The sequence below is a fragment of the Shewanella sp. SW24 genome, assembly GCF_025653395.1.
Taxonomy (GTDB): Bacteria; Pseudomonadota; Gammaproteobacteria; order Enterobacterales; family Shewanellaceae; genus Shewanella; species Shewanella oncorhynchi.
The window spans coordinates 15,375-40,459 of the sequence record NZ_JAKKSH010000013.1 but is presented as its reverse complement, the minus strand read 5'-3'; the positions used below and the strand labels follow the sequence as shown (position 1 = coordinate 40,459).

General features: G+C 46.3%; 23 protein-coding genes. 11 read left to right on the top strand and 12 right to left on the bottom strand.

Annotated elements, in window-relative coordinates:
• Positions 1-45: 45 nt before the first annotated feature.
• The 9 genes from L5M17_RS12255 to gmk all read right to left on the bottom strand — a co-directional run bounded on the left by L5M17_RS12255 (position 46) and on the right by gmk (position 9,609).
• The gene (locus L5M17_RS12255; RefSeq protein ID WP_198572537.1) at positions 46-642 is read right to left on the bottom strand and encodes a response regulator transcription factor; all 597 of its coding nucleotides are present in this window, start codon (positions 640-642) and stop codon (positions 46-48) included.
• Complete coding sequence (locus L5M17_RS12250) at positions 642-1,721, bottom strand: sensor histidine kinase (RefSeq protein ID WP_263147756.1); 1,080 nt, start codon at positions 1,719-1,721, stop codon at positions 642-644. Before L5M17_RS12250 ends, L5M17_RS12255 begins: the two co-directional genes overlap by 1 nt.
• A 118-nt stretch (positions 1,722-1,839) precedes the next feature.
• Positions 1,840-2,544, bottom strand: coding sequence for a tetratricopeptide repeat protein (locus L5M17_RS12245; RefSeq protein WP_263147754.1), 705 nt, complete (start codon positions 2,542-2,544; stop codon positions 1,840-1,842).
• Between the two features lie 248 nt (positions 2,545-2,792).
• Positions 2,793-3,737 (bottom strand): calcium/sodium antiporter, encoded by a 945-nt coding sequence (locus L5M17_RS12240; RefSeq protein ID WP_105251158.1) that lies wholly within the window; start codon positions 3,735-3,737, stop codon positions 2,793-2,795.
• 181 nt (positions 3,738-3,918) lie between these two features.
• Positions 3,919-5,583, bottom strand: coding sequence for an AMP-binding protein (locus L5M17_RS12235; protein ID WP_212600293.1), 1,665 nt, complete (start codon positions 5,581-5,583; stop codon positions 3,919-3,921).
• A gap of 508 nt (positions 5,584-6,091) precedes the next feature.
• Positions 6,092-6,475 carry a RidA family protein gene (locus L5M17_RS12230; protein ID WP_105251160.1) on the bottom strand — a complete coding sequence of 128 codons (384 nt, stop codon included), beginning with the start codon at positions 6,473-6,475 and terminating at the stop codon, positions 6,092-6,094.
• Between the two features lie 25 nt (positions 6,476-6,500).
• Complete coding sequence (spoT, locus tag L5M17_RS12225; RefSeq protein WP_105251161.1) at positions 6,501-8,606, bottom strand: bifunctional GTP diphosphokinase/guanosine-3',5'-bis pyrophosphate 3'-pyrophosphohydrolase; 2,106 nt, start codon at positions 8,604-8,606, stop codon at positions 6,501-6,503.
• A 42-nt stretch (positions 8,607-8,648) separates the two neighbouring features.
• Positions 8,649-8,927 carry a DNA-directed RNA polymerase subunit omega gene (gene rpoZ / locus L5M17_RS12220; RefSeq protein ID WP_007651394.1) on the bottom strand — a complete coding sequence of 93 codons (279 nt, stop codon included), beginning with the start codon at positions 8,925-8,927 and terminating at the stop codon, positions 8,649-8,651.
• 58 nt (positions 8,928-8,985) lie between these two features.
• A complete protein-coding gene (gene gmk, locus L5M17_RS12215; RefSeq protein ID WP_263147750.1) occupies positions 8,986-9,609 on the bottom strand; it encodes a guanylate kinase in 624 nt (207 codons plus the stop codon).
• 252 nt (positions 9,610-9,861) lie between these two features.
• Here gmk and L5M17_RS12210 point away from each other — a divergent pair, with 252 nt between their 5' ends.
• The 3 genes from L5M17_RS12210 (at position 9,862) to L5M17_RS12200 (ending at position 13,654) form a co-directional block, all read left to right on the top strand.
• Positions 9,862-11,559, top strand: coding sequence for a hypothetical protein (locus L5M17_RS12210; protein WP_263147748.1), 1,698 nt, complete (start codon positions 9,862-9,864; stop codon positions 11,557-11,559).
• 165 nt (positions 11,560-11,724) lie between these two features.
• Entirely contained in the window at positions 11,725-12,597 is an 873-nt protein-coding gene (locus tag L5M17_RS12205; protein WP_263147746.1) for an NTP transferase domain-containing protein, read from the top strand.
• Positions 12,590-13,654, top strand: a complete 1,065-nt coding sequence (locus tag L5M17_RS12200; protein WP_263140707.1) for a phosphotransferase enzyme family protein — start codon at positions 12,590-12,592, stop codon at positions 13,652-13,654. The genes L5M17_RS12205 and L5M17_RS12200 overlap by 8 nt, the downstream gene beginning before the upstream one ends.
• A gap of 48 nt (positions 13,655-13,702) precedes the next feature.
• On the opposite strand, the gene L5M17_RS12195 is transcribed toward L5M17_RS12200, so the two are convergent.
• Positions 13,703-14,536: a sulfotransferase gene (locus L5M17_RS12195; RefSeq protein ID WP_263140704.1), complete on the bottom strand. Its 834-nt coding sequence runs from the start codon at positions 14,534-14,536 to the stop codon at positions 13,703-13,705.
• Between the two features lie 427 nt (positions 14,537-14,963).
• Here L5M17_RS12195 and L5M17_RS12190 point away from each other — a divergent pair, with 427 nt between their 5' ends.
• From L5M17_RS12190 to L5M17_RS12180, 3 genes are all read left to right on the top strand, one after another.
• Complete coding sequence (locus L5M17_RS12190) at positions 14,964-16,085, top strand: Fic family protein (RefSeq protein ID WP_263147744.1); 1,122 nt, start codon at positions 14,964-14,966, stop codon at positions 16,083-16,085.
• A 497-nt stretch (positions 16,086-16,582) separates the two neighbouring features.
• Positions 16,583-16,813 carry a helix-turn-helix domain-containing protein gene (locus L5M17_RS12185; protein ID WP_076497128.1) on the top strand — a complete coding sequence of 77 codons (231 nt, stop codon included), beginning with the start codon at positions 16,583-16,585 and terminating at the stop codon, positions 16,811-16,813.
• Positions 16,810-18,768 carry a DUF2075 domain-containing protein gene (locus L5M17_RS12180; RefSeq protein WP_263147739.1) on the top strand — a complete coding sequence of 653 codons (1,959 nt, stop codon included), beginning with the start codon at positions 16,810-16,812 and terminating at the stop codon, positions 18,766-18,768. The genes L5M17_RS12185 and L5M17_RS12180 overlap by 4 nt, the downstream gene beginning before the upstream one ends.
• A 141-nt stretch (positions 18,769-18,909) precedes the next feature.
• Here the strand turns inward: L5M17_RS12180 and L5M17_RS12175 are convergent, their stop codons facing one another.
• Complete coding sequence (locus tag L5M17_RS12175; RefSeq protein WP_263147734.1) at positions 18,910-19,821, bottom strand: LysR family transcriptional regulator; 912 nt, start codon at positions 19,819-19,821, stop codon at positions 18,910-18,912.
• 295 nt (positions 19,822-20,116) lie between these two features.
• Between L5M17_RS12175 and yjjG the strand changes: the two genes are divergently transcribed.
• Positions 20,117-20,800: a pyrimidine 5'-nucleotidase gene (gene yjjG, locus L5M17_RS12170; RefSeq protein WP_263147731.1), complete on the top strand. Its 684-nt coding sequence runs from the start codon at positions 20,117-20,119 to the stop codon at positions 20,798-20,800.
• Between the two features lie 27 nt (positions 20,801-20,827).
• Here the strand turns inward: yjjG and L5M17_RS12165 are convergent, their stop codons facing one another.
• Positions 20,828-21,466 (bottom strand): ERCC4 domain-containing protein, encoded by a 639-nt coding sequence (locus L5M17_RS12165; protein WP_263147729.1) that lies wholly within the window; start codon positions 21,464-21,466, stop codon positions 20,828-20,830.
• A 178-nt stretch (positions 21,467-21,644) separates the two neighbouring features.
• Here L5M17_RS12165 and L5M17_RS12160 point away from each other — a divergent pair, with 178 nt between their 5' ends.
• The 4 genes from L5M17_RS12160 to L5M17_RS12145 all read left to right on the top strand — a co-directional run bounded on the left by L5M17_RS12160 (position 21,645) and on the right by L5M17_RS12145 (position 25,052).
• Positions 21,645-22,772, top strand: coding sequence for a hypothetical protein (locus L5M17_RS12160; RefSeq protein WP_263147726.1), 1,128 nt, complete (start codon positions 21,645-21,647; stop codon positions 22,770-22,772).
• A 274-nt stretch (positions 22,773-23,046) separates the two neighbouring features.
• Positions 23,047-23,256 carry a DUF3387 domain-containing protein gene (locus L5M17_RS12155; protein WP_263147723.1) on the top strand — a complete coding sequence of 70 codons (210 nt, stop codon included), beginning with the start codon at positions 23,047-23,049 and terminating at the stop codon, positions 23,254-23,256.
• 504 nt (positions 23,257-23,760) lie between these two features.
• Positions 23,761-24,483, top strand: coding sequence for a hypothetical protein (locus L5M17_RS12150; protein WP_263147722.1), 723 nt, complete (start codon positions 23,761-23,763; stop codon positions 24,481-24,483).
• A 77-nt stretch (positions 24,484-24,560) separates the two neighbouring features.
• Positions 24,561-25,052: a hypothetical protein gene (locus L5M17_RS12145; RefSeq protein ID WP_263147720.1), complete on the top strand. Its 492-nt coding sequence runs from the start codon at positions 24,561-24,563 to the stop codon at positions 25,050-25,052.
• Positions 25,053-25,085 lie beyond the last annotated feature (33 nt).

The following is a 25,085-nucleotide window of genomic DNA, read 5'->3' as shown; positions in this document are numbered from 1 at the left end:
GATAAGATATCGTTAGGCTGAAAGCGTGGTTAACTGTGAGTGTTATTACAACCAGCCTTTTTGCTTGGCAATGCGGGCTGCATCGATTCGATTACTGGCATTGAGTTTGGCTATGGCTTCTGAGAGGTAGTTGCGAACAGTCCCTTCGGCGATAAAAAGAGTTTCGGCGATGTCGGAGGTGGATTTGCCTTCGCTAGCGAGGCGAAGAGCGCGGCGTTCTTTGTCGTTGAGCGGGTCGACATCGCCAATCGCCATCATGGCAAGTTCAGGATCGATCACTCGTTTTCCCGCCATCACTTGTTGAATCGCGTTGACTAAGGTTTCCGAGGGCGCATCTTTAAGCAGAAAGCCGCCCACACCCGCTTCGATGGCACGTTTAATATAGCCCGCACGGCCGAAGGTGGTAATGACCACAACCTTAGTTTGGCTATGTTGCTCCTTTAACCATGTAGCCAGCTCTAAGCCTGTGCGGCCGGGCATTTCGATATCCGTTAGCAAGAGATCAAAGCTTTGCTGTTTGAGTAAGCTTAGAGCTTCGTCGCCGTCACTCGCTTGGGTGATACTAAAACCCCCTGCAAGCGTGAGGAGTGCGGCGAGTGCTCCTCGCACCATAGCTTGATCTTCCGCCAATAAAATCTTCATTAATGTGTTGCTCCCTGCAAAGGTAAACTGACGGTAAATCTATATCCCTGTTCGAGATTATAGCTCAAGCTGCCGCCTAAACTGTCGAGACGCTCGCGTATACCAGTGAGGCCATTACCCTCTATAAAAGGTTTGGCCGCGGCATTGTCTTTGACTTCGAGCAGCAGGCGGTCTGATTGCTTAGAAAAGTGGATAGAGCATTCACTTGCACCGCTATGGCGAAGAATATTATTAATGAGTTCGGTGAGGATCAAACTCAGTTGGCTTTCTGTGGTTGCACCTAGCTTGGGTAGCTCACCACTGAGCTCGACACTTAAGCCTTTATCCCTTAAGGATTTACAAAGCTGCGTCACGCAACTCTCTAGGCCCTTGTGTTTGTAGTCTGACACTGTGTGGCGGATCTGGCTTAAACTTTCCCTTGCAATTTGTCCTAGCTCAGTCAATTGGGTTGATGCGAGTTCATATTCTTGTTTTGCGATAAGCTTTTCGGCTAGCTCAGCCTTAAGGGCGATGGAAGATAGGCTATGCCCCATAATGTCGTGTAGATCCCGCGCGATACGTTCCCGCTCAAGCATAGTGGCCAAGGTGGTAATTTCTTGGGCACTTTGCTGTTCTTTCAATTTATGCCGATAACGTCTGCGTTCGGCGACACCAAACATGCCCACGCCGAGCACTAATCCCGAGCCGTAAAGCGGAAAGTAGTAACTGTTAAAGTGGTAAATCTCATTGAGGGCAAACAGCAGGCCGATGAGGGCTGCAATAGCCAACAGACAGGTCCGGAGAGGATAAAAAAAGCCAATGAAGAAAGCGGCAAAGGTAAATAGCGAGATAGAGCCTGGGTTGATTGGTGTGATCGCTATTGCTATGGCCACCATAATGAGAATGGGCAGATAGGCGCTACGGCTATTGCACTTATAGGTCCAAAAATAACTGGCAATAAAAGGGATTAACACGGCAAAACTGAGGGCGATTTTCCAGCTTGGATAGGGATTAATGGCAAGTGGGATCAGATAAAACACTAAGTTTATCAAATACACCCAAGCAAGTTTTCGTTCGAGCTGAAGGGGAGTGCTTATCATGATGCCTCTGTGTCACTGAGTTGGTTGTTGAATGCCCACCGATGGCATCTGTTTTAATTTATTCTTTTTAGGGATTGGCGCTATCGTCAGCGCCATAGATCCCCGTTAACAACTTTGTCTATTTTGCACTTAATTGCTGATTTTGTTGAAGCAAAAATTTTGCCCAACCATAATCTGCTTGTACTTTTATCGCTTGTTGCCAATCTTCAATCGCGCCTTGGCTATCGCCTAATTCCTGTTTAGCGAGCCCGCGCCATGTGTAAGCTTCGGCTTCACCCCAGCAAATGTTGTCGCAAGGCTGGGCGAATCTTTCTATGGCTGTAGTGGCTAAGGTCTTAGCATTTTGCATGCTGCCGCCAAATATGGCTGGTGTGTTATAGGCGGCGATGGCTTTAACAAGCGCTACCCGTGGATTTTGTGGTTCTAATTGTTCGGCACCGGCAATCGCCTTGGCGGATTTCATGCCGAGCGTTGCACCTTTGCTATTGTCTAAGGCGATTTGCATGCCATAAACCGACGATAACAGCGCGAGGGATTCTGCATTCGCTTGGCTGGTTTCGAGTGCTTCTAATGTGGTTTGCGCTGTAGTCAGTGCGCTGCTAGCGAGTGTTTTTTGTCCCATTACATTGGCACTGATGGCTAAGCGATAGTTCGCATAGGCTTTATCATAATCTTGAGTGCTGCCGCTCAGTTGTTGTAATTGCGTTAGATTCATCGCATTCGAGGCCGCGTCTACGTTGGTGATGCTAGTGTTTGATGGCGTTGCTGCAAACGAGTGAGTACTGATAAGCACAAAGCTGGAGGCGAGGAGTAATGTTTTCATGGTATTTCCTTATTGAGTGAGTTTCCCAATGTTTGGGTACGGGCTCATTATCAGAAATTCGATAGAAGAAGTGCAGACACAAAGGTCATGGCTTTGGCATGACAAATGTCATCAGTTGAGTTGTGTGCTTATATTTTTTATGAGGTGTGCTTTAAAGAAGGTGCGTGATGAATAAAGGACTGCAATACCTAGAGAGCAAAACACCGGAGAGGCTCCGGTGTTTTTTATCGTAAATGAGCAGCTAAGTGTTATACCACAGCTTGAGTGCTCGCTTGGTTTATTAGGTAGCCCAAGTAACCTAAGTAGCACAGTAGTAATACTGAACCTTCGCGGCGGCCAATACGAAATCCTGTCCAAGCGAAAGGTAAAATCATGATGGCAAATGCCAACATCACGATGAAATCAAAGGGTTGGAAGCCAAGTGATGATACCGGCTGTACTATTGCAGTAATACCTAAAATACCCAAAATATTGAATATGTTAGAACCGACAACGTTACCTATGGCTATGTCACTCTGACCTTTCAGTGCCGCTAGAACAGAAGTTACTAACTCTGGCATACTGGTACCAATCGCCACGATCGTTAAGCCGATAATGACTTCACTGATACCGAAGGTCTTGGCTAAATCTACTGCGCCGTTGACAAACAAAATACCGCCACCGACTAACATACCAATACCGACTAAGATAAATAGGGCTGAAAGTAGCGGATTATTTGGACCCGCTTCAATCTCTTCCTCTTCATTACCATTTTTCGAGCTGATGTAACTAAAGGCTAAATAACCGAACAGTAGTGACAGCAATATCACACCGTCAATTAGGCTGAGCTCGCCATCTAACAAGAGTGCCCAGAACAACATGGAAGCCAATATCATCAAAGGGATATCACGCTTTACGACTTGAGATTGCACTTGAATAGGGCGGATAAGTGCCGTGATGGCTAAAATCAAACCTATGTTAGCAATGTTAGAGCCAATAACGTTACCTAAGGCGATACCGCTGTTTCCTGCTAGAGCAGATTTTACACTCACAGCCAGTTCTGGTGCGCTAGTACCAAAGGCTACAATAGTTAAGCCTATGATAAGTGGCGTAATACCTAAACGTAGAGCGATTGAACTCGCGCCACGAACTAGGGCTTCTGCGCCTAAGGTTAAAATAATAAAACCGCCAATAATCGATAGTGTAATTAGCATCGTTAGACTCTGTTAAACCTAATATTGAATGGAAAAGTACAAGGGAATTGCCCCTTGGCCGACTGGCGCACATGATACGTGGTTTTATCGGATTTTGACAGAATATGTCATAAAAAAGCACACCCTAGGCGTGCTTAGTTTTAGCTGATGACCATACTCGCCAACTGATTGTTTAGCCAAGTTATTTTTGAGTTAATTCATCTTCCCAGCGGACTTGGGCGCCACGAATGCCGTCAACTCGTTCGCTAAAGGCTTTTTCAAGCACATGGCGTTTGATTTTGAGGGTAGGCGTGAGCGCATCATTCTCAATCGTCCAAGGATCACTGACCACGACAATCGCATCGACATGTTCGTGTGACTCTAAGTGCGGATTAACGCTATCGAGTGTCGCTTTGAGTGAGGTGCGGACTTCTTCACGGGCTTGTAGATTTGCCCCTTCGGATAACTGCACTAGTGCGACGGGATGCGGCAGACCAGAACCAATCACACAAATCAGTTCAACATGGGGATCCTGCGCCAATTTACGTTCGATAGGCACGGGCGCTACATATTTGCCCTTGGCGGTTTTAAAGTTGTCTTTCACTCGGCCAGTAATAGTGACACAACCATCGGCATCAATTGAGCACAGATCGCCTGTGTGGAAGAAACCATCAGCATCGAATGCCGCTGCAGTAGCTTCAGGCTGCAGATAATAAGCTGTCATTAATCCCGGGCTCTTGAGCAGTAGCTCACCATCCTCGCCTTGGCGGATCTGGCAATCCTCAACTGGGCGGCCAACAGTACCAATTTTACGCGCATCAAAAGGATAGTTGATGATCGAATAGGCACAGTTTTCTGTCATACCCCAAGCTTCGCAGATATTAAGACCAATACTGTGATACCAGTGGATCAGTGATGGCGGAATTGGCGCCGAGCCAGAGCCGAGTAGACGACAATGGTTCAAGCCTAAACCCTTATGGATTTTGTATTTCACAAAGCTGCTAAGCAGTGGGATTTTCAGCAATAGATTAAGTTTACTGACCCCAATTTTGTCGATAATGTTTTTCTGAAACAGGCTCCATAACCGTGGTACCGAGAAGAATACCGTTGGTTTTGCCCGTTGAACATCGACAACGAAGGAGTCGAGACTTTCAACGAAAGCCACCACACTACCTGAGTAGAAGGATGATCCTTCAATCGCAACGCGCTCAGTGATGTGGGCTAAGGGTAAATAGGATAAAAGTCTATCGTCGCCATCGGTGCGCAGGTCACGGACTACCGCTTGGCAAGTCCAGCCATAGCTGGCGAAGGTTTGAATCGCGCCCTTAGGTTGGCCAGTCGAGCCAGAGGTATAGATGAGTGTCATCACTTGATCTGGAGTAGGCAGCGGGGCGTTAACTAAGGGATAGCCTAGCTTAAGCAATTGTTCCCATTGATATTGTGCTGGCATCGTATCATAAGGCATGGCAAGGCGTAGTAGCTCGCCGCCGACACCAGCCTCTTGGTCTGCCCAATGGTCAAGCTTGCCGAGAAAAATGGCTTTTGCGCCACTGTGTTGCAGTACATAGCGAATCGTGTCTGTGTTGGCGGTAGGATAAATAGGTACGCTGACATAACCGCCGTGCATCAACGCGAGGTCGGTGATAAACCATTCGGCACAGTTTTTAGAGAGAACGGCAATTTTATCACCACGCTCTAAGCCTAAGTGATGTAAGGCTCCGGCAAGTTGTTGAACTTTTTCTTGAACTTCAGCCCAAGTAAAATCAAGGAATTGACCCTTGATCGGTTGGCGTAAATAGACTTGGTCCCCCTGAGTATTAGCCCAGTGCGCCAGCATTTCAATTGGCGTCTTAATCGCTGTATCCATTGGCAATTCCCTGTTATTTATTGTTCTTTTGGCTGTACCCAGTATGGCGAGTTTTGTGAGCTCGCGCAAATAGTTTACAAGATTGTAAAATATGAGAATGGAGCGCAAAGCCTACAAGTTGAGTGTTATACCAATCGTATTAAATATCTGTTCATTCAGCGGGAGTTCAACGCGCTTTAGACAAGGCGAAGGCTTGAAGGCATAGTGGTGCTCTGTCGAAAGCCTTAAACGCAGTATAAAGCGCGTTGCCATGTAGTGAACATCAGCCGCCCTTCGGGAGTCACACAGGCATCCCACTCCGGTGTTGCATTGACTTAAAAGGGAATAACCATTTCTGCGTCAATGCGCCTTGGATTGAAATGCCTGTGAGGCTCTGAACTGATTAGATATTTAATGTGATTGGTATGAAAGCAAGATGAAGAGAGTGGCGAGCGGGGTGTAGGATCGTGTTGGCAACAAAAAAAGCGCCGTAGCGCCTTTTCGTTTATAGAAGGTGAAATGCTAGCGCTTACAGCTCCATCACGCCGTCCATTTCAACTTGAGAATCCTTCGGCAATTGCTTCACGCCGATAGCAGCACGGGCTGGGTATGGCTGGCTGAAGTAACGGCTCATGATTTCATTCACTTTAGCGAAGTGGCTTAAATCAATCAGGAAGATGTTGAGCTTAACGATATCGTTGATTGAACCACCCGCAGCAGCACAAACCGCCGTTAGGTTTTCAAATACTTGCACGACTTGTGCTTCAAAATCATCGCTGACAATTTGCATTGTGCTTGGCACGAGCGGGATCTGGCCAGATAAATACACTGTGCTGCCGACTTTAACCGCTTGTGAATACGTGCCTATGGCCGCTGGGGCGTTTTCGGTCGCTATGATGATTTTTTCTGCCATGACGCTCTCTTTAGTGTTGAGTTAATTAACGGTTACGGGACGTGCGCAGTACTTCGGGCAGTACCCTAATTCGGCGCATCACGTTGGCTAAATGGATCCTGTCTTTCACCGAAATCCGCAGGTTGATCAAATACACGCGACCATCACGTTCTTCAGTGCTGAGGTTGTGAATGTTTGAACCTTCGGCGGCAATGATCGAGGTGATCTTCGCCAGTGCACCTTGGTGGTTAACAATTTCCACCCGCAGATTGGCTTGATAATCAACGCCTTCAACATTATCCCATTGTACGGGAATATACTTGTCTGGCTCGCCTTGATAACCACGAATATTGGCACAGTTTTCCATGTGCACCACTAAGCCCTTACCTTGGCTCACGTGGGCTATCACGGCATCACCTGGGATGGGGCGGCAACAGTTAGCGAAGGTAACGAGCATGCCTTCGGCGCCACGAATTGGCATCATGTGGCCGTCGCGACTTTCTTGATTCTCAAGATTATCGCCAATCAAACGCTGGGCGATAACAATACTCATGGCATTGCCAAGGCCGATATCGGCGAGCAGTGAATCGAGCGTCGTATGTTTAGTATCGCGGATCACTTTTTCTATCTGCTCAGGCGCAATGCTGTCGAGTTTGGTTTTGCCTAGCGCATGGTTGAGCAGGCGGCGACCGAGTGCAATCGCATCATCACCTTTAAGGCTTTTCAGCACTTGGCGGATTTTAGCGCGAGCTTTACCGGTTACCACAAAGTTCAGCCAAGCGGCATTAGGACGGGCGCCTTTAGCGGTAATGATTTCAACGGTTTGGCCTGAAATTAACGGCTGGCTAAGCGGATACGCTTGGCGATTAACACGGGCGCCGACGCAAGTATTACCCACGTCCGTATGCACTTCGTAGGCAAAGTCTACCGCGGTGGCATTGACGGGTAATTCCAGAATGCGACCTTCGGGGGTGAACACATAAATCTCTTCAGGGAAGAGTTCAGTCTTCACGTTTTCAACGAATTCGAATGAGGTGCTGGCGCTTTGTTGTAATTCCAACAAGCTTTGCATCCACTTACGGGCACGCACTTGAGTCGTCGTGCCTTGGCCTGTTTGCGCACCGCCTTTGTAGGCCCAGTGTGCGGCAACCCCTTTGTCGGCCATCTGGTCCATATCTTCGGTACGAATTTGGATCTCAACGGGCACGCCGTGTGGACCAAACAAAGAGGTATGGAGTGACTGATAACCGTTGGCTTTAGGGATAGCGATATAATCTTTGAAACGACCGGGACGAGGCTTGTACAGTCCATGCATGGCGCCGAGTACGCGATAACAAGTGTCGATGGAATCGACTATCACCCTAAAGGCGTAGATATCCATGACTTCTTGGAATTGCAGCTCTTTACTCTGCATCTTGTTATAGATGGAGTAGAGGTTTTTCTCGCGACCTTTGACTTTCCCTGGAATACCCGCATCGTTTAAGCGTGTATACACAGCGGCTTCGATGCCTTGGATCAATTCTTTGCGATTGCCACGGGCGGCTTTAACGACTTCTTTAAGCACCCGATATCGCATTGGATAATAAGCTTGGAAACCTAAGTCTTCTAACTCTGTCTTGATGTTATGGATACCGAGACGGTTAGCGATGGGTGCGTAGATTTCTAAGGTTTCGCGGGCGATACGGCGACGTTTGTCGGGACGCAGTGCGCCTAAGGTACGCATGTTGTGGGTTCTATCGGCAAGCTTGATGAGGATAACGCGGATATCCTGCGTCATCGCCATCATCATTTTACGGAAGTTTTCAGCCTGAGCTTCTTTCTTGTCGCGAAATTTAAGCTTATCGAGTTTTGACACGCCTTCGACGAGTTCGGCCACCGCGACACCGAATAATTCGGCTAAATCGTCTTTGGTGACATGGGTATCTTCGATGGTGTCATGGAGCAGTGCTGCCATCAGCGTCTCATGATCAAGACGCATGTCAGCAAGGATGCGGGCAACCGCAACCGGATGAGTAATATAAGGTTCGCCACTCGTGCGCATTTGCCCTTCGTGGGCATCGCGCGCAATCTGGTACGCCTGCTTGAGCAATTCTACCTGTTCAGGTTCTAAGTAACCGGAAGCAGACTCCTTTAGACCTTCAAACAGATACAAGTGGCAGCTCTCCTTTTACCTAAATAGGTTTTTACTCAAAAACTATAATGAACGACCTTCAGCAATGGCTGCAACCGCTGCAATTTCAGCGGCTTCACGTTCACGTACCGTTTGACGCTCATCGGCATCTAAGGTGTGAGCATTAACTAAACCTAGTTCGATTTCACGCAGGGCGATAACCGTGGGTTTGTCGTTCATCTCTTCAACCATAGGGTCTTTACCCTGCACGGCGATTTGGCGAGCACGACGCGCCGCAACCAAGATCATATCAAAACGGTTGCCGATTTGTTCTACGGCGTCTTCTACAGTTACGCGAGCCATGTGTTGAAACTCCAGTTTATCTAGGGAAAAAATGACGCAAAATTGTACACTATGACAGCTATCCTGCCAACAGATCGTGAAGCATATCATTTTGCGCGTGGATCTGACTAGCACCTGTTAAGCGCTGACTGCGAATGATGGCACGCAAATCGGCTAAGGCAGTGTCAAAATCGTCGTTGACGATAATAAAATCATATTCTTTATAGTGGGACATTTCCGATACGGCTTGTGCCATACGGCTGGCGATAACATCGCGACTGTCTTGTCCGCGACCTGTTAGGCGGCGCTCTAGCTCGGCTTTAGAGGGTGGTAGAATAAACACACCAACGGCCTCTGGCATCACGGCTTTAACTTGTTCGGCACCTTGCCAGTCGATATCGAGGAAAACATCGATACCTTGGGTGAGCGTATGTTCGATCACATGGCGCGAGGTACCATAGTAATTGCCAAACACTTCTGCCCATTCAAAAAAGGCATTTTCAGCAATTAAGGCTTTGAATTGCTCAACATTAACGAAGTGATAGTGTTGACCATCAACTTCGCCTGGGCGTGGTGCGCGGGTGGTATGAGATACCGAAACCTGCATGTCGGCTGGCTTGTCTTTAAGCAAGGCTGAAATCAACGAGGATTTACCTGCGCCACTTGGCGCCGACACAATAAATAAATTTCCGCGTGCGGTCATGAGCTAAATATCCAATGGGTTAACGCAAGAAGGGCCCAGAAAGCCGAGCATTATACCGATTTTGACCATAGAAATACTAGGGCTTGTTGGCTGGCAATTTAAGCCTATTTTAGATTTACTTCGATATTATGTGCATTTTTATCCGACTTGGGTCGTAGGCACTGACAATTGCGGGTAAATTGGTTACGCTCGTGCGAATAAGGCAATGAGTGTCTTTTTGTATCTCGTTTTTACAACAATAAAGGAAGGGTCGTGCTGTTAAAATCTCTTTTCTGCCTTCACGGGCGTGATTCTCGTCCCCGTTTTGTCGCAATCAGTGTTGGCGTTTACGTCTGTATTGCATTTGCAGCCGCTGCTTTTGGGGCTAATTTTCTGATGTATTTGCTGGCATTGTTGGGTCTACCTTTATTAGGGCTCACCAGTTTGCGTCGTTTGGCCGATGCCGATAAGTCAAAAGGCTTGATTGGCGTATTTCTATTGCCGTTAATAATTTTCATCGGCCTGTTAGCGGCCGGTGTGCATATTGCCTTAATTGGATTGAGTTTAGCGTTAGCCGCGGGACTGACATTTTGGGGCTGGCGCTTTCCTGCACCAACGATAGTGGATTATCGCTACGGTTATTTCGGTCCTGAGCTGGATGCACCAGCATCACAGGCAATGCCTAGGCGCCGTGTGGAACCGACTATTGTTCCTAAAACCATCGCACCTAAAACCATAGATCCTAACACTATAGACCCTAAAGTCATGGCATCTAAAACTGCCATAGATCCTAACATCATTGACCCTAAACCTATTGTTGCTCAAGACGTTGCCGTAAGACAATCGGCAAAATCTACCTCTCATATTCAAGCACAACCTCAAGCTGAAAGGCATGAACCACATGTTGAGCAGCTTCATGCCCAAACCATTAGCGCTGAGACTGTGTCTGAGCCAGAGGTCGATTTGTCTACCCATGTTGAAACTGTTTTAACATCGCCGAGGGTTGAGCCGAGTGTTAGCGCGGCGGAGGCAGAGCGAGAGGCGTTGCGTCAAGATGAGCTGCGCTTTGATGCGTTAACTCGAATGACGCAGAATCCTGCCGATTTTGTGATACCAGACAGCCATGCGGATTTTCGTCCTGCTAATACTAGCCGCGTTGAACAGACCCACATTGAGTTGGTCGATGTCGATGTGGACAATGTTGATTTGAAACATGTCGACTTTACTGCGGCGCAATTAGATCCTGCCGAGCGTAGTGCTGAACCCGGTTGGCGTTTTACCGCCGAAGAAGATGATGAGCCTGACAGCTTTAACGATAGAGATCATGCCGAAGAAGTGCGTCAGCGCCGCGCCGAAGCAAAAGATTCTGGTTCGATGACCGAGCTATTTCGCGGTTTATTTGAGTTTTTGGCGCCACTAAAGCGTTTCTTGGTGTTGCCTAAGATTAAACTGCCGAAAGTAGAACGCCGTTATTGGCGCCCAGCAGGAATTGGCTGTGGTGTGGTGCTCTTGATTGCCTTGGTGTGGGGCCTTTGGCCAAATGGCGACGCAGAAACGGGTGATGGTGCAGAAGTTGTCACAGTTAACGCGATTGCGCCCTATGCGGGTGAGCGGGTGACGCTCGCGTTACCCGACGGTTTTTCTGTGGCGCTGGAGGATGACATCTTGATCATGCGTTGGCTCGGTGAGAAAGGTAAAGCACAAAACCTGTGGTCCTTAGCGACGGCAAAGGGAGATAAAACTTGCAGCGTCTTATCCTTTAACAATGGTACTGACTATCGCCCTGTGACTGTGGATCTGAAAGCGGATTCCGCTTCAGAGGCGCGATTCTCACCACTCGATACTCAGGCCATCATTATTGACCTCGCCCGCCGAGGTAATATTAGCCTGTGTGGTTATAAGTTCAGTCTTAAGGGCAGCCAAGCGATATTGGAACAAAATCGCACCTTTGGCGATTATATTGCTCGTTAAAAAAGTCTGCAGCTAAGTCGATAAAAATTCTGCTTAAATGCTAGTCACAATTAGAGGGGTAGATTACACTTTTGCTCCTCTTTTTCTCAAACCGTACTTTAGGTTGTTTAGGTCGCTGCGTTTGGGGAAACACCTTTAAATTTGAACTGAATATATCAATCCAGCATGAATACAGAATTGACCTTAGTCATTATGGCTGCGGGGCTAGGTAGTCGTTTCGGCGGCGATAAGCAATTGGCGGCACTCGGTCCCGCGGGTGAACCCATGTTGGTGCTATCAATCATGTCGGCCATTCGCAGTGGTTTTCAGCGTGCTGTGCTGGTGATCCGCCCAGAGTTAGAAAGTGAATTAACTGAGATCCTGACACGATTTTTGCCAGCCGATTTTGAATATCATTTTTGCTATCAAGTCTTAACGGATTTACCTGAAGCGGCGCAATTGGCGGATCTTAGCCACAGGCTTAAACCTTGGGGGACGGCCCATGCACTCTGGAGTGCGCGCCATCTCGTTAAAGGACCAATGGCCGTTATCAATGCCGATGATTTTTATGGTGATAGCGCTTTTGTTTCCTTAGCCAAAGGCTTAAGCATGAGGCCAACTGAGTGGATGATGGTGGCCTATCCCATAGAACTCACGTTGTCGGAACACGGTGGCGTTAATCGTGGTTTGTGTCAGGTTGAAAATGGTCAGCTTAAATCGGTCGCCGAATGGCTCAATATCGCCGAGCAAGCTGGCCACTTAATGGGTGATGGCCCGCAGGGTCATGCTAATTTGCCGGCGCACTCCTTGGTCTCTATGACATGCTGGGGCTTCTCCCCAAACATATTTGATGTTATTAAACGTGAATTAACCGAATTTATCGGGCAACAGGGGCAACAACCTAAGTCTGAATGCTATTTACCCGCCATAGTACAAGCAGGAATTGAGCAAGGTTTGCCTGTGTATGTCGATGTTGCCTGTGAGCCATGGCTTGGCGTGACTTATCCGCAGGACACTGTCTGGGTAAAACAAAAATTAACGGAGTTATTGAGTGATTAAACTCATCAGGCAGTCAGTGTTGCCTCATTTTGGTATTGAATCTGCCGAGGCAAAAATTTCTGCCCTCGGTAATGGCCACATCAATGACACCCTTTTGGTGCGCTGGCCTGCGGGCGAATTAGTATTGCAGCGAATTAATACTGAGGTATTTAAAACGCCCAACGCTTTGGTCTGCAATGCCGATAAAATTAGCCATCATTTATGCGCTAAGTCGTTGCAGCAACAATACGGCCTTAAAGTCGTTAGCCCATGTTTAACCCAAGAGGGTGAGCTGGCTATCGATTTAGGCGAGCAAGGATTTTGGCGTGCTATCAGTTACTTGCCCCATAGTCTTAGCATTGAAGTGGTTAAGTCGGAACAAGAAGCGGAAATGGCGGCCAAGGCCTTTGGTCATTTTGCCTCTGCCTTGAGTGATTTTGATGCGACAGAGCTTGAAGATGTGATCCCTCAGTTTCACCATTTACCGGGACGCATGGCCTTACTAAAGCAGGCCGGTGAACTCGATAGTCAACATCGCTTAGCGCTCTGCCGTCATTGGGTTGATTACGCGTTATCTCAGCAGGCGTTGCTTGATGAACTTGCAGAAATATCGCCAAAGCTGCCGCTGCGAATTTGCCATAACGACACTAAAATCAATAATATGCTTTTCGATAAACGCGACATGTCCAGCATGGCGATTATCGATTTAGATACCTGTATGAAAGGTCATCTGATGTATGACTTTGGCGACATGGTCCGCACTTTCTGCTCGCCAGAGGAGGAAGACTCTACGGCCTTAGATAAAGTCCAAGTGCGCCAAGACATCTTCGCCGCGATTTGCCGTGGCTACTTGAGTGAGTTGGGTGACGTTTTAACGGAAGACGAAAAGCGCAGTCTGTGGCTCGGTGCTCGGGTGATTTGTTTGATGATAGGTGTTCGTTTTTTAACGGATTATCTTAATGGTGATGTGTATTTCCATATCCACCGCGAAGGCCATAATTTAGACCGCGCCGCGAACCAGTTTACCTTGTACCAAAGCTTGCTCGACCAAGAGACTGTGCTTAAAGCTAATTTCTAATTCAGCGCTTGGATATCTGTGTATTGGTATCTGTGTACTGATCCAATGTTAAAGCGTGTAGTCGAAAAACTTACGGCTTTGTGGGCCTGCGCTATTGGTGTTGACCTTGTTGGGGTGTTTATATTCGCCCCAACTTGCCACGTTGCGGCCCACGTTAAGTTTAGGGAAACTCAGTGGCTCGCTTAAACCTAATACGACATCGCTATTCTCCGCGTTTGCTTCCATTCCCAAAAATTGCAGTAACTGACTCAAGCTCCCCGCATGGCTAACATCAATTGAAATAAAGTCTTCCCGCCCACTAAAGTAAGCGAACACTTCTTGCTGATGCTTTTGATAACAAGCAATTAAGTGCTCACTGCTGGCAGGTTCCGCCACTTTATCTATGGCGAAAGTATGCCTAAAACTGCGCTTTAATATTGGATGGAAGCGGCCCGTTTTTTCATCTAAATGGGGTGCCATTTTACCAAGTAACATCTGCATCGAAGGCAACCAAGTATTGATATCGCGGTCGAGATAGACAAACACAGCCTCGGGAAATAATAAATCCAACTGCTGATAATCGCTGAAACAAGGCGTGTCAGACACGGCGTCGGCCAGCATAAACGCCTGCTTAGTAAAGGCCATGTGTGCCACTTTTAGCCCTTGCTCCAACAACGCCACACTTACACTCGTGGTGCCTGTGCGTGGCAAACCTATGATAAAGACCTTCTGCTTTTTTACCTTTACCTGTTCGTCACTGAGCGCATTCGACTGGACTGGATGCATTGCATCTGGCGTAACAATCGGTGAATTACCAGTAGGTTGAACATTGCCGATACGCTGTGCATTAGCAGTACATTGTACGTGAGTAGAGGTTGGTGAATTGTTGGCGTTATCAGGCATAGGTTAGGCTCAGAATGTGTGTCAGTGGTGCGGTAAAGCCGTAAGTTATCACCTCGGCGTGTCACATTGGCGTGTCAAATCAGCGGCGGCAGTATATCTCAGCGCGAAGGCTTTGTCCGTGGCTATACATATTTGTCGGTGGCTATACATAAAAGTCACGCGCAACGGCAATGCGCCACAGTAAAGGCGGCACTAAATTGTATGATAGCTGCACTGTAGCTGCACAATAATACAAGTGGATGACCGCAAGGCTTAGAAACGAGATCCCGGATTACCAACAAGGCTCATTTCTCTGCATTGCATAGCCATGTTGGTATTGATGAGGCGATTATTAGTGCTATTCGACTCATAAAGTGAGTCGAATAGGTTTGTTAATCGCCTCATTATTTGAGTAGAATAGGCTTGTTATTCGACTCATGGGGTAGATATGTGGATTTGGCAGCAAGCCGATTGGCCTAAGTTTCATTGGAACACCAGCAGCATTGATGCCTTGCTGCGTCAGGTCTATTTCAATCAGGGCCAGTTGCTTGGCAAGCAAATGCTAAGTCACGACGATAGCTTATTAACTTCAGACGCTGCACTCGACACCTTACTCGCTAACATTATCCATTCCAGTGCGATCGAAGGTGAAAAGCTCAATGCTGCTTCGGTACGCTCATCCTTAGCTAAAAAACTTGGCGTGACTGAAGATAAACCGTATCCGACAACAGCACAAACCGATGGTTTGGCTGACATTATGCTCGATGCCTTAAAAAATTTAGAGACTGAATTAACCCTTGAGCGGATATTAGGTTGGCATAAACAGTTATTTCCCCAGGGTTATACGCTGTTTAACCCTGTTATTAGCGGAGCGCTGCGTGGCGATACATCTATGCAGGTTGTCTCTGGCCGCATTGATAAACCAACAGTACATTTTGAGGCACCCTCTAGAGCGGCATTGGATGCTGAACTCTCGCAGTTTATCGAATGGTTTAATGCTTCACGGCAAGCGCAGGTTTTAGATCCGCTTATCCGTGCGGCGATAACACATCTTTGGTTTGTTACTCTTCATCCACTTGATGATGGTAATGGGCGCATCACGCGCTTATTGACTGATTTAGCTCTGGCGCAAGCGGAGAAACGCTCGATTCGTTTTTACGCTATGTCGGTCAGTATTCTTGCCCGTCGCCAAGCTTACTATGACATTTTAGAGTCCACTCAAAGGGGCGATGTAGATATTACTCCTTGGTTAGTATGGTTTTTTGAAACCCTCAATGATTGCTTACTCAATGCGATGGCAGATGTGAGCAGAACGCTGTCGAAAACTCAGTATTGGCAAAGTGTCGACCAATCTTTATTGAGTCAAGAGCAAGCCAAAGTACTCAATCGGATGTTAGACGGCGATTTTGAACTAGGGATTAATAGTAGCCAGTATCAAAAAGTCGCGAAGGTGAGTCGCGCCACCGCCACCCGTCATCTTGCTCAAATGGTTGAACAGCGGTTTTTAGTTAAAGCCGACGCCGGCGGCCGAAGTACCAGATACTTATTGCCACTCAGTATGAAAAAATGAAGGTTAGGCATGTTATCAAGCACTTGTATTCCAGTGACTCGGTGAATAGAAACCTAGGGTTTCTAAGTTTATGAACGAGAGCCATGGAAGGCGAACTGGCAGTTAAATAGGGAATGTTCAAGTCCCAGGATGCTCAACCGTGACGTCCTGTCACGGATAGTCACTTCCATGTTAGTGCCTAATCCTGTTAGCCTTCGCGCATATCTGTTAGCCAGTAGAACCAATCGCTTAATAGAAATTTGAGATAGATACTGGCCCAAAGCCGACGTCGGCGGCCGAAGTACAAGGTACTTATTGCCGAGTGGTTGGTAAGTAGATTGCGGAATTTGCCGTCTAAATGTAATCAGCGGCAACAATCATTTTGCATTTTGTGAGTGATTACCCTGTGCGATGTTATGTCCAAATCATTAAGTGCTAGGCATTTAATGTGACTCATAGTCCGTAGACGTATTGTCTACAAGTAAAGATCATCATGAAAACTCTTCAAAGGATTATTCATGGAAGATCATTTGCTTACCTCATTCGGTACTCATCTAAAAAGTTTGCGACTTGAGAGATCTTTTTCTCAGGAGCAGCTTGCATTAAAAGCTGACATGGACAGAACCTATGTCAGCGGCATTGAACGTGGGCAACGCAATGTTAGTTTGATTAATCTTTTTAAGCTTGCCAGTGCTTTAGATATCCCGGCGAAACAACTTCTTGATTTTACCGTTGAGGGATCATTATGACTCAACGAGCATTTTATTCGGCGAGTTTTAAAGATTTTCTATCTGCTGAGCCCGATGCGATTACCGGGCAGATATCACGTTTCCATACTCAGCATTTATTGCATGCACAAACTCGTGCTTGGTGTGCTGAAATTGAAGTTCTCAAACGCTCCTTGGCCGAGAGCATTGAGCGAGAAGGGCATATTTTCATTGAGTTTATGATCCCACGAATGGGACGACGTGCGGATGTCGTGATGATATTTAAAGGAATTGTTTTTGTTGTAGAGTTTAAAGTTGGCGCAAAAGTATTTACCGCTGCAGATATGAGGCAAACTCATGGATACGCCTTAGATTTAAAGAACTTTCATCGCGGTAGTCATGATAAATATCTAGTCCCTCTGCTTGTCGCCACCAAAGCGACGAGCCAATCGAAAGATCCAGTATTCGCAGGCGATAATGTTGCTTCTACCTTGTGTATTTCACCCGGTGAATTGTTTTCAAGAATGCGCCTAATTGCTGAGCGGTTGAATCAACCTACTTTTGATTCAAACTTGTGGGCTGATTCTGGTTATTTGCCAACACCAACTATTATCGAAGCGGCGCAAGCGCTATATGCGCAGCATAAAGTCGAAGATATTGCTCGTAGTGAAGCCGACACTCAAAATCTTGGACAAACGAGCCAGCAATTACTTCAGTTGATTCACAATGCTCGGATCAATAAGCGAAAAATCATTTGTTTCGTTACCGGCGTTCCGGGTGCGGGCAAAACCCTTGTAGGGCTTAATATTGCGAGTGCGCATTCTAATGCTGACGAAAAGGAATATGCAGTATTTTTAAGCGGAAATGGCCCTTTAGTCTCTGTTTTGCAAGAAGCTCTGGCGCGAGATAGACGTGATCGCACTAAAGAGAAAATTGGCGATTGTCGACGACATACTGAGCAATTTATTCAGAATATCCATAAGTTTAGGGATGACTCGCTTACATCGAACAAACCCCCAGTAGAGCAAGTAGCTATCTTTGACGAAGCTCAGCGTGCTTGGAATGTTGAGCAGACTAGCAAATTCATGCAGACCAAGCGTAATCAAGCTGGATTCAATAAGTCTGAGCCAGAATATCTTATCGAAGTGATGGACCGCCATGAAGATTGGGCTGTAATTATTGCGTTGATCGGCGGTGGACAAGAAATCAACACCGGCGAGGTTGGGCTTTTTGGATGGTTGGATGCACTTGGCAACCGATTTACTCACTGGGATGCTTATTATTCTACGGATTTACTTAATGGTGAGTATGTGTCTACGGGTTTAACGACTCGCGACTTTTCAAAAGGTACTTTGTTACCTTGTTTACATTTGGCGACATCGATGCGTTCATTTCGAGCCGAAAAGTTGTCAAATTTTATCCACCATTTAGTTAATGGTAACAGTGGCATGGCTATGAATGTTTTGGCGACTTTTAAGCAAAAATATCAAATTAAAGTTACCCGAGACTTAAAGGCTGCTAAATGTTGGATAAAATCTCAAGTGCGTGGGACTGAAACAATGGGAATGCTAGCCTCGTCAAATGGTATTCGATTAAAAGCTGAAGGCATTTTCGTCAAAAACAAAATTGAGCATAAAGATTGGTTTTTGGGGCCGATAGAGGATATTCGTTCTTCACATTTTCTTGAAGATGTCGCCACAGAGTTTGATGTTCAAGGGCTTGAGCTTGATTGGTGTTTGGTTGCTTGGGAGGCTGATTTTAGATTCGGTCATGCAGGTTTTGAGCATATGCAGTTTCGAGGCTCAAGCTGGGAACAACGACAACGGGAAGAAAAATGCAGGTATCTTGAAAATGCCTATCGAGTCTTACTGACGCGAGCGAGGCAAGGAATGGTGATTTTCGTCCCTAAAGGCGATGAGTTAGATATTACTAGAAAACCGGCTTTTTATGATTCGACTTATCAATTTCTAAAAGCGTGTGGAATCGAAGAGCTTTGAACTTTTGAGTGAGACACGAACTAACTTTATTATCCTATTTGCAATATCAACTTTACCCATTGGATAGATAGAGTTGCTCCGCTTTTACAGGTATCGAGCATATCTCTCATTCAACATATGGGTAAAGTAGGGATGTAATTCCTAGTCGCTTACAAGTTGAAACTTATCTGAACTCGCCAGCTTCTCCATCAAAAACTCAATCAATACACTCACCTTAGTTGGCAAATGTTTTCGCTGTGGATAAACCGCGTAAATGCCATGTTCGGGGAGGGGATGATCTGTGAGCAAGGCTTGTAGGCGGCCTGTTTGTAAGTCGGCGTCGACCATGAAACGCGGCAGGTTGGCTATGCCTAGACCATCGAGTGTGGCTTGGTGGATGGCATCACTATTGTTGACTTGATAGTTACCGTTCGGCTGGATACGAGTGGGGCCCTGCGGGCTTAAGAAGGTCCATTCAACACCATCACGAAAATATGAGTAGAACAAACAGTTATGTTGGCTGAGTTGCTGTGGCGTTTGTGGTACAGCGTGGCGAGCAATATATTCGGGAGAGGCGCAAATCACACTTAAACAAGGGGCAATTTTACGGGCAATCAGGCTTGAATCTGGTAGATCGCCGATGCGAATTGCCAGATCAAATCCGCCAGCAATTAAATCGGTTGTCTTATCATCCATCTGCATTTGCAGCTGTATTTTAGGATAGCGGCGCAGAAACTCAGGGATAAAAGGGGCGATATGCAAGCGGCCAAATACCATAGGAACTGCGATGCGCAAATTGCCCTGAGGCGCTTGTTGTAGCTCAGAAATGGCATCCAACCCTTCCTCTGCGAGTTTAACGGCAGGACGAACATAGTCAAAATAGCGGGCGCCCGCTTCGGTAAGACTTAAGCTGCGAGTGGTACGGTGCAAAAGTTGAATACCCAGACTTTGTTCTAATAGGGTAATGCGTTTACTCACCGCCGATTTACTCAGTCCAAGCTTTTGACTTGCAAGAGAAAAGCTACCACATTCCACGACAGTGACAAAGATAGGTAATGCCGAAAAGTGCTCCATGGTGTCCTTAGATTATCGCGTTCCCCTGCCATTATTGTTGATGATACCTCAACAGTCAGTTTTTATTATCGTGGTTATCATCGCCCTTGATGCAAGGTAGACTAATGCACTTGCTGATTGCGGGTGTCGACTGTGAAGCCTAGTTATTTTCGCGCTCATCGCTCATGTTTATCGCTTATCTTGATTACTGCTAGGCAGTTAGCCACAGTGTTGCCGCAATCGCCGATGTACCATTCTCGATGCCACTGAACGGCATGGGATGGGTCTTAGCTATTTTGTCAGAAAGAGAGTTCCTATGTCCTTGTCTTACCAATGGATTTTGTTCGATGCCGATGAAACCCTATTTTATTTCGATGCCTTAAAAGGGCTTAAATTGATGTTTAGTGAGTTTGGGGTCGATTTTACCCAAGCCGATTTTGATGAGTATCAGTTAGTTAACAAACCGCTTTGGGTTGATTATCAAGATGGCAAGATAACTGCCGCCGAGTTGCAGACCATACGTTTCGAGCCTTGGGCTGCCAAATTATCTGTCACGGCCATGACACTCAATAGCGCTTTTTTATCGGCAATGGCCGAAATTTGTTCACCGCTACCCGGTGCCCGCGAGTTATTAGCCGCGCTGCAAGGTAAAGCTAAATTGGGCATCATCACCAACGGTTTCACTGAGCTACAAACCGTGCGATTAGAGCGTACAGGCTTGCAGCATCATTTTGATATTTTAGTGATTTCAGAAAAAGTCGGCATAGCCAAACCCGATGTAGGCATCTTCGAACATGCCTTCGAACTCATGGGTCATCCTGAGCGCGATGCTGTGCTCATGGTCGGAGATAACCCGCATTCTGATATCCAAGGCGGCATCAATGCAGGTATTCATACTTGTTGGTATAACGTCCACGGCCACGATGTACCCGCCGGCATAGAGCCGCACTATCAAGTGAGCTCCCATCAAGAACTGCATAGCCTGTTGCTTGGGGTGTAAACTGCATAATTTTAAATAGCTGCTTAATCAACCTGTTAGCGCTTCACGGATCTTTCTGGCTTTTTCCTTACCTATGCCTTTGACTCGGATTAATGCCTCTTCGGGAGCGGTGAAAACGGCCTCGATATTTTTGAAGTGGTATAGCAGCCTGCTGGCAAGCTTGGGGCCGACCTCGGGTAGGCTTTGCAAGATAAACAGTTGCTGATTTTTCTTGCGTTTGGGCTTACGTCCCGTGAGAGTTAATTCATTTTCTCTGCGGTTTAACTGAGTGGCGCAAAAATACAGTATTTTGGCCGTTTCAGTTTGCGATAAACTGCGAAGTATTGGGATATGGAAATTGATTGAAATGGAGCACAGCGCTCCGATAAGCGCCTCTCTGCGGATCTGGTAATCTGCGATATCTTGAGTGCAGCCTTCGATGAGTAGCGCCGTATAGCTTGCACTCGTGGCTAGCCTGGCAACTTGAGCGAATAAGCGCCCATCACATAGCGATTGCACAAGATCGGGCAAGGTTTTGCGTTCAATCAGCCAATCATTGAGTTGGTAATCACCCAATTTTAGGCGCTTTTTGATGAGCGAGAGATCTTCGTGCAGTGACAGCTCATAGAGGATGGTTTCTGCATGTTCTCTATCGTCATAAAAGAGGGGAATTTTATCCGCAGCCAATTTTATTGACCTCAGCCGAGTGACACATTCAGGATTTCAGGATTGTTTATGAGTGTAGTCAGGCTGAGCCACAAGTACCAAAGTTGTCTTCAGCTTTGTGAATCCTCAGTTTAAGATGAAGTGCGTCAGTTCGACCTGTCGCCATAATGCAGAACGAGAAAATCAACGTGAGCCAGCCATGAGTGAATATCAGTATTATCGATTCGAATGTGTTAACAGTAGCTTATCGGTCCCGCAGCGGAATAGATTAAGGAATATTTCTAGCAGAGCAGATATCACTAGCCACTTCTTTTGTGTGCAATATCATTACGGTGATTTAAAGGCCGATCCAGAAACCTTAATGATGGATTTGTTTGATATTGGCTTTTATTACGCCAATTGGGGGCAAGTGAATGCGTATCTTAAATTGCCAGCCGGTACAATCCCCAGTGATTTCAAGGTAATAGATGCTGAGTTTTATGTGTCCTTTGTCGAGAGTGAACAGGGGCAATTACTGATATTTACCTTAGAAGATGATTATCGCTACCGTGATGATGAAGATGCCGAATCCTTTATGCTTGATTTGGCGGCACTGAGGGCAGAACTCTTAGCTGGCGATTATCGCGTTTTGTATTTTCATTGGTTAAGTCGAGCCTACGATGATATGGCATTAGAGCCCTTACCGCTTATAGCCTTTGATTTTCACCAGTTAACACCGGCGCAATTGGCATTTACTGCTCTTTTTGACATTCCTTTGCAATCAATACGTGCTTTACATCTTTTACTGCGGTCAATGCCTGCACATGTCCCTCAAACCACAGTATTAACAGCACAGCAGCAAGTGGCTAGGCTGTCGGATGTCGATAAGGACGCGTTACTTTGTCGCTTATTTGCTGAGGGGCAATTATCACGCATACAGGCGATAGATCAGTTAAAAGAGCTGAAACCTCAAGTTAATTTTTCCTATTGGGTAACTGGCTTATTGTTGCAACCATTTTGGTCTGTAGCTGAAATGGAGGTTAAGCAAGAGGAACGTGCAGCCAAAACTGAGCGTCTTGCGCAAGAGGCGCAGAAACGAAATGAGTATCTTGAAGCTGTCTACAATGAGCGTGAAAATTATTGGAAAAGGGCTTTTGAGGAAGCCTCCCGCGGATGTGCCAGTGGCTATGATCAAGCGACATTGTCGCTACAGACGTTATTCTATGCCTATCAAATTAAATTTTTGGAGAATGATTTTATTCTTCCTTTTCAGTTTTTTATTCAAAAAAACTTGAAGCGTAAAGCGCTACTCAAACGCTTAGCGTCACTCAGTCAAGTGTTGTCGTGAATGTGATAGCTTGTCTATAAACACAATGGTTTTCACATGTGAAATTTTTGGAGATGGCGATGACACTTTGGCAACATTATCTTGATGCTGGTCCTAGCTGCTTATGGCAATACTGATTTTGCTTAGTTGCTAATCTGTCTTTTTTAGATTTGCATGATTTTGTACGTTATGGAGACAAGAAGATGCTCAGCAATAGCTGATCGAGGTGTGCAATCACCTATATCTACTTGGCTAGATGTTCCAAACCAGCGATAAGAGTGATTTCTGATCTAGCATGCCGCCCCTGCAGCTTGAATGCTTTAACCGTGCCGTCGAGTTTGCACTGCAGACCAAGAAGATTGAACTAGCCCAAGACATGAAAGTGACGGTCGATAACAACGCTCTGTATCCTGACTGGAGCAACCGCGACGACATAAATGCCAAGTTGAAGGTGACTTATCCTACTGCTACACGGCTACGGCTTCCCACCAGTAGCCAACGATGAGGTCTACAAGAGCGTGCTGGATCAGGCGAAGAACTTTAAGAAGTATCACGGATGAGCTTTATATCCTAGAGCCACTGTGGGTAGCGTGACTAGAGGTTAAAATGGTTCCTTGAAATTGACGTGATGACATTAACATCGTCTCTTCAATATGGGTAATCCCAGTCAACTTGGGATGGTTAAATTTCAGCGGCATATTGAAGCCACCTCTGCTTAATGCTCTGATGAGTTGGGTGAATGAGCATCGAGTCAGTACAAGACAACCTCCGGACATTACGCATCATAAAGACCAAGTTATATTACTTAACATTGTTAACGTGATCTGTTTCATTGTATTAATATATAAAATTGATTATTATCATTTTTTTCGTTTATCTAACAGAATCGAGATGTTTGGAAAGCACTTGGCTGCAGTATCGAGCGCCTGTAGAGTCTGGTGCTAAATGGAGTTAGTGCTGTTGGTGAGAGGCATCTACTAGGTTTTTTACAGTTCAGAGGTTTTTTAACATGAAATTCATATTTAAACGTACAGCTATTTGTTTGATGGTTTCCACCAGCCTTATCATTTCTGGTTGTGCCAGCACAGGGAGCTCGATGACGGGGAACCAGCCAGCAACAGATTCAAGACTTACCAATGGCCAAGAGGCTGAATTTTTTAGTGCCTCTGGATTCCAGGCGTGTGCTGCGGCCGCAGGTATTGGGATTGCAGCTTGTATGTTTTTGAAGTCAGAAGAAAAAACTCAGTGCTCTATAAAGGCGGGTATAGCAGCCTGTGGTGTGGCGATGGGGGCTAACTACTATTTGGATAGTCGTCGCGCCGAATATGCCAATACCACAGAACGTTTGCAGGCAATGGACCGCGACATTCAAAAAGATACCGAAGTTGTGGTGGCGCGCACTAATATTGCCAAGCAGGTCATTGCGGATAATAGTAAAACGTTGACTCAAATTGCTCAAGATAAAGACAAAGCCAGTTTTGACAAGGCGTTAGCACAGCGCCAGCTTGGTAAAGTCGATGCAGATCTAGCTCAACTCAAGAAAGAGTTGACTAATATGCGCAAGAAGGCGACCGAATATCAACAAGTCGCTAAAAGCGAGCAAAGTGAGGTAGCTGAGACAGAATTGGCAATGGTCAATACCAAAGTGCTTGAACTGAATAAACAGATTTCACTATTAGAACAAGAGGTTAATGGCCTCTATGATCAGCGTAGCGCCATTACTGTTGGTTGATTGTTAAATATCGTATCATCATCGTTAAGGGAATCGAGAATATCCCGAGCTTACCGGGATATTGACAGGAAAACGTCATGAAATTGAGAGCCGTCTATCTGAGTAGTTTGCTGGTATTAAGTGGTTGTGCCACTACCCCTGCGGATTGCGATCCAGCCAACCGTAGCGCGAGTCTACTTACCAAAATGAGTTGTGATTCTTCTGGTGGATATCGCCAAAAGATCGACAACCAAGAGCAACAGCTAAAACAAAATCAGGAGCTTAATACGCTGTCGCACCAGATTTTGGCCGCCATGGAAAGCCGTAAGCAGCGATCAAATATAACGCTGGCGCAAGAGCAGGCTGATCAGCAAGCGCTAAAAACGTCATTAAGCCAATTGGTTGCCCAGCTGAAACTTAAAGGTGGCATACAAACCAGTCTACAGCAGCAGATCACCGAGTTGGCGGAAGCTGAACAGCGGTTCACTCCCTTCTCAAATGATAATGCTGCTCAAGTTGCCGCTAGAAGAAAAGAGGCCGCTATCCTCGAAGTTAAGGTTAAAGAACTGAATAAGAGTCTGGGTTACTAGATCTAGATTACTTGATTAGGTCTGGCTTGGCTG

Bases quoted from the DNA above. Each gene is read 5' to 3' on its own strand.
- L5M17_RS12155 (WP_263147723.1), top strand. From the start codon at position 23,047: ATGCCGCCCCTGCAGCTTGAATGCTTTAACCGTGCCGTCGAGTTTGCA.
- L5M17_RS12205 (WP_263147746.1), top strand. From the start codon at position 11,725: ATGAATACAGAATTGACCTTAGTCATTATGGCTGCGGGGCTAGGTAGT.
- L5M17_RS12230 (WP_105251160.1), bottom strand. From the start codon at position 6,475: ATGGCAGAAAAAATCATCATAGCGACCGAAAACGCCCCAGCGGCCATA.
- rpoZ (WP_007651394.1), bottom strand. From the start codon at position 8,927: ATGGCTCGCGTAACTGTAGAAGACGCCGTAGAACAAATCGGCAACCGT.
- L5M17_RS12195 (WP_263140704.1), bottom strand. From the start codon at position 14,536: ATGCCTGATAACGCCAACAATTCACCAACCTCTACTCACGTACAATGT.
- L5M17_RS12145 (WP_263147720.1), top strand. From the start codon at position 24,561: ATGAAATTGAGAGCCGTCTATCTGAGTAGTTTGCTGGTATTAAGTGGT.
- L5M17_RS12235 (WP_212600293.1), bottom strand. From the start codon at position 5,583: ATGGATACAGCGATTAAGACGCCAATTGAAATGCTGGCGCACTGGGCT.
- L5M17_RS12255 (WP_198572537.1), bottom strand. From the start codon at position 642: ATGAAGATTTTATTGGCGGAAGATCAAGCTATGGTGCGAGGAGCACTC.
- L5M17_RS12245 (WP_263147754.1), bottom strand. From the start codon at position 2,544: ATGAAAACATTACTCCTCGCCTCCAGCTTTGTGCTTATCAGTACTCAC.
- L5M17_RS12160 (WP_263147726.1), top strand. From the start codon at position 21,645: ATGAGTGAATATCAGTATTATCGATTCGAATGTGTTAACAGTAGCTTA.
- L5M17_RS12190 (WP_263147744.1), top strand. From the start codon at position 14,964: ATGTGGATTTGGCAGCAAGCCGATTGGCCTAAGTTTCATTGGAACACC.
- L5M17_RS12180 (WP_263147739.1), top strand. From the start codon at position 16,810: ATGACTCAACGAGCATTTTATTCGGCGAGTTTTAAAGATTTTCTATCT.
- L5M17_RS12150 (WP_263147722.1), top strand. From the start codon at position 23,761: ATGAAATTCATATTTAAACGTACAGCTATTTGTTTGATGGTTTCCACC.
- yjjG (WP_263147731.1), top strand. From the start codon at position 20,117: ATGTCCTTGTCTTACCAATGGATTTTGTTCGATGCCGATGAAACCCTA.
- L5M17_RS12240 (WP_105251158.1), bottom strand. From the start codon at position 3,737: ATGCTAATTACACTATCGATTATTGGCGGTTTTATTATTTTAACCTTA.
- L5M17_RS12175 (WP_263147734.1), bottom strand. From the start codon at position 19,821: ATGGAGCACTTTTCGGCATTACCTATCTTTGTCACTGTCGTGGAATGT.
- L5M17_RS12185 (WP_076497128.1), top strand. From the start codon at position 16,583: ATGGAAGATCATTTGCTTACCTCATTCGGTACTCATCTAAAAAGTTTG.
- gmk (WP_263147750.1), bottom strand. From the start codon at position 9,609: ATGACCGCACGCGGAAATTTATTTATTGTGTCGGCGCCAAGTGGCGCA.
- L5M17_RS12250 (WP_263147756.1), bottom strand. From the start codon at position 1,721: ATGATAAGCACTCCCCTTCAGCTCGAACGAAAACTTGCTTGGGTGTAT.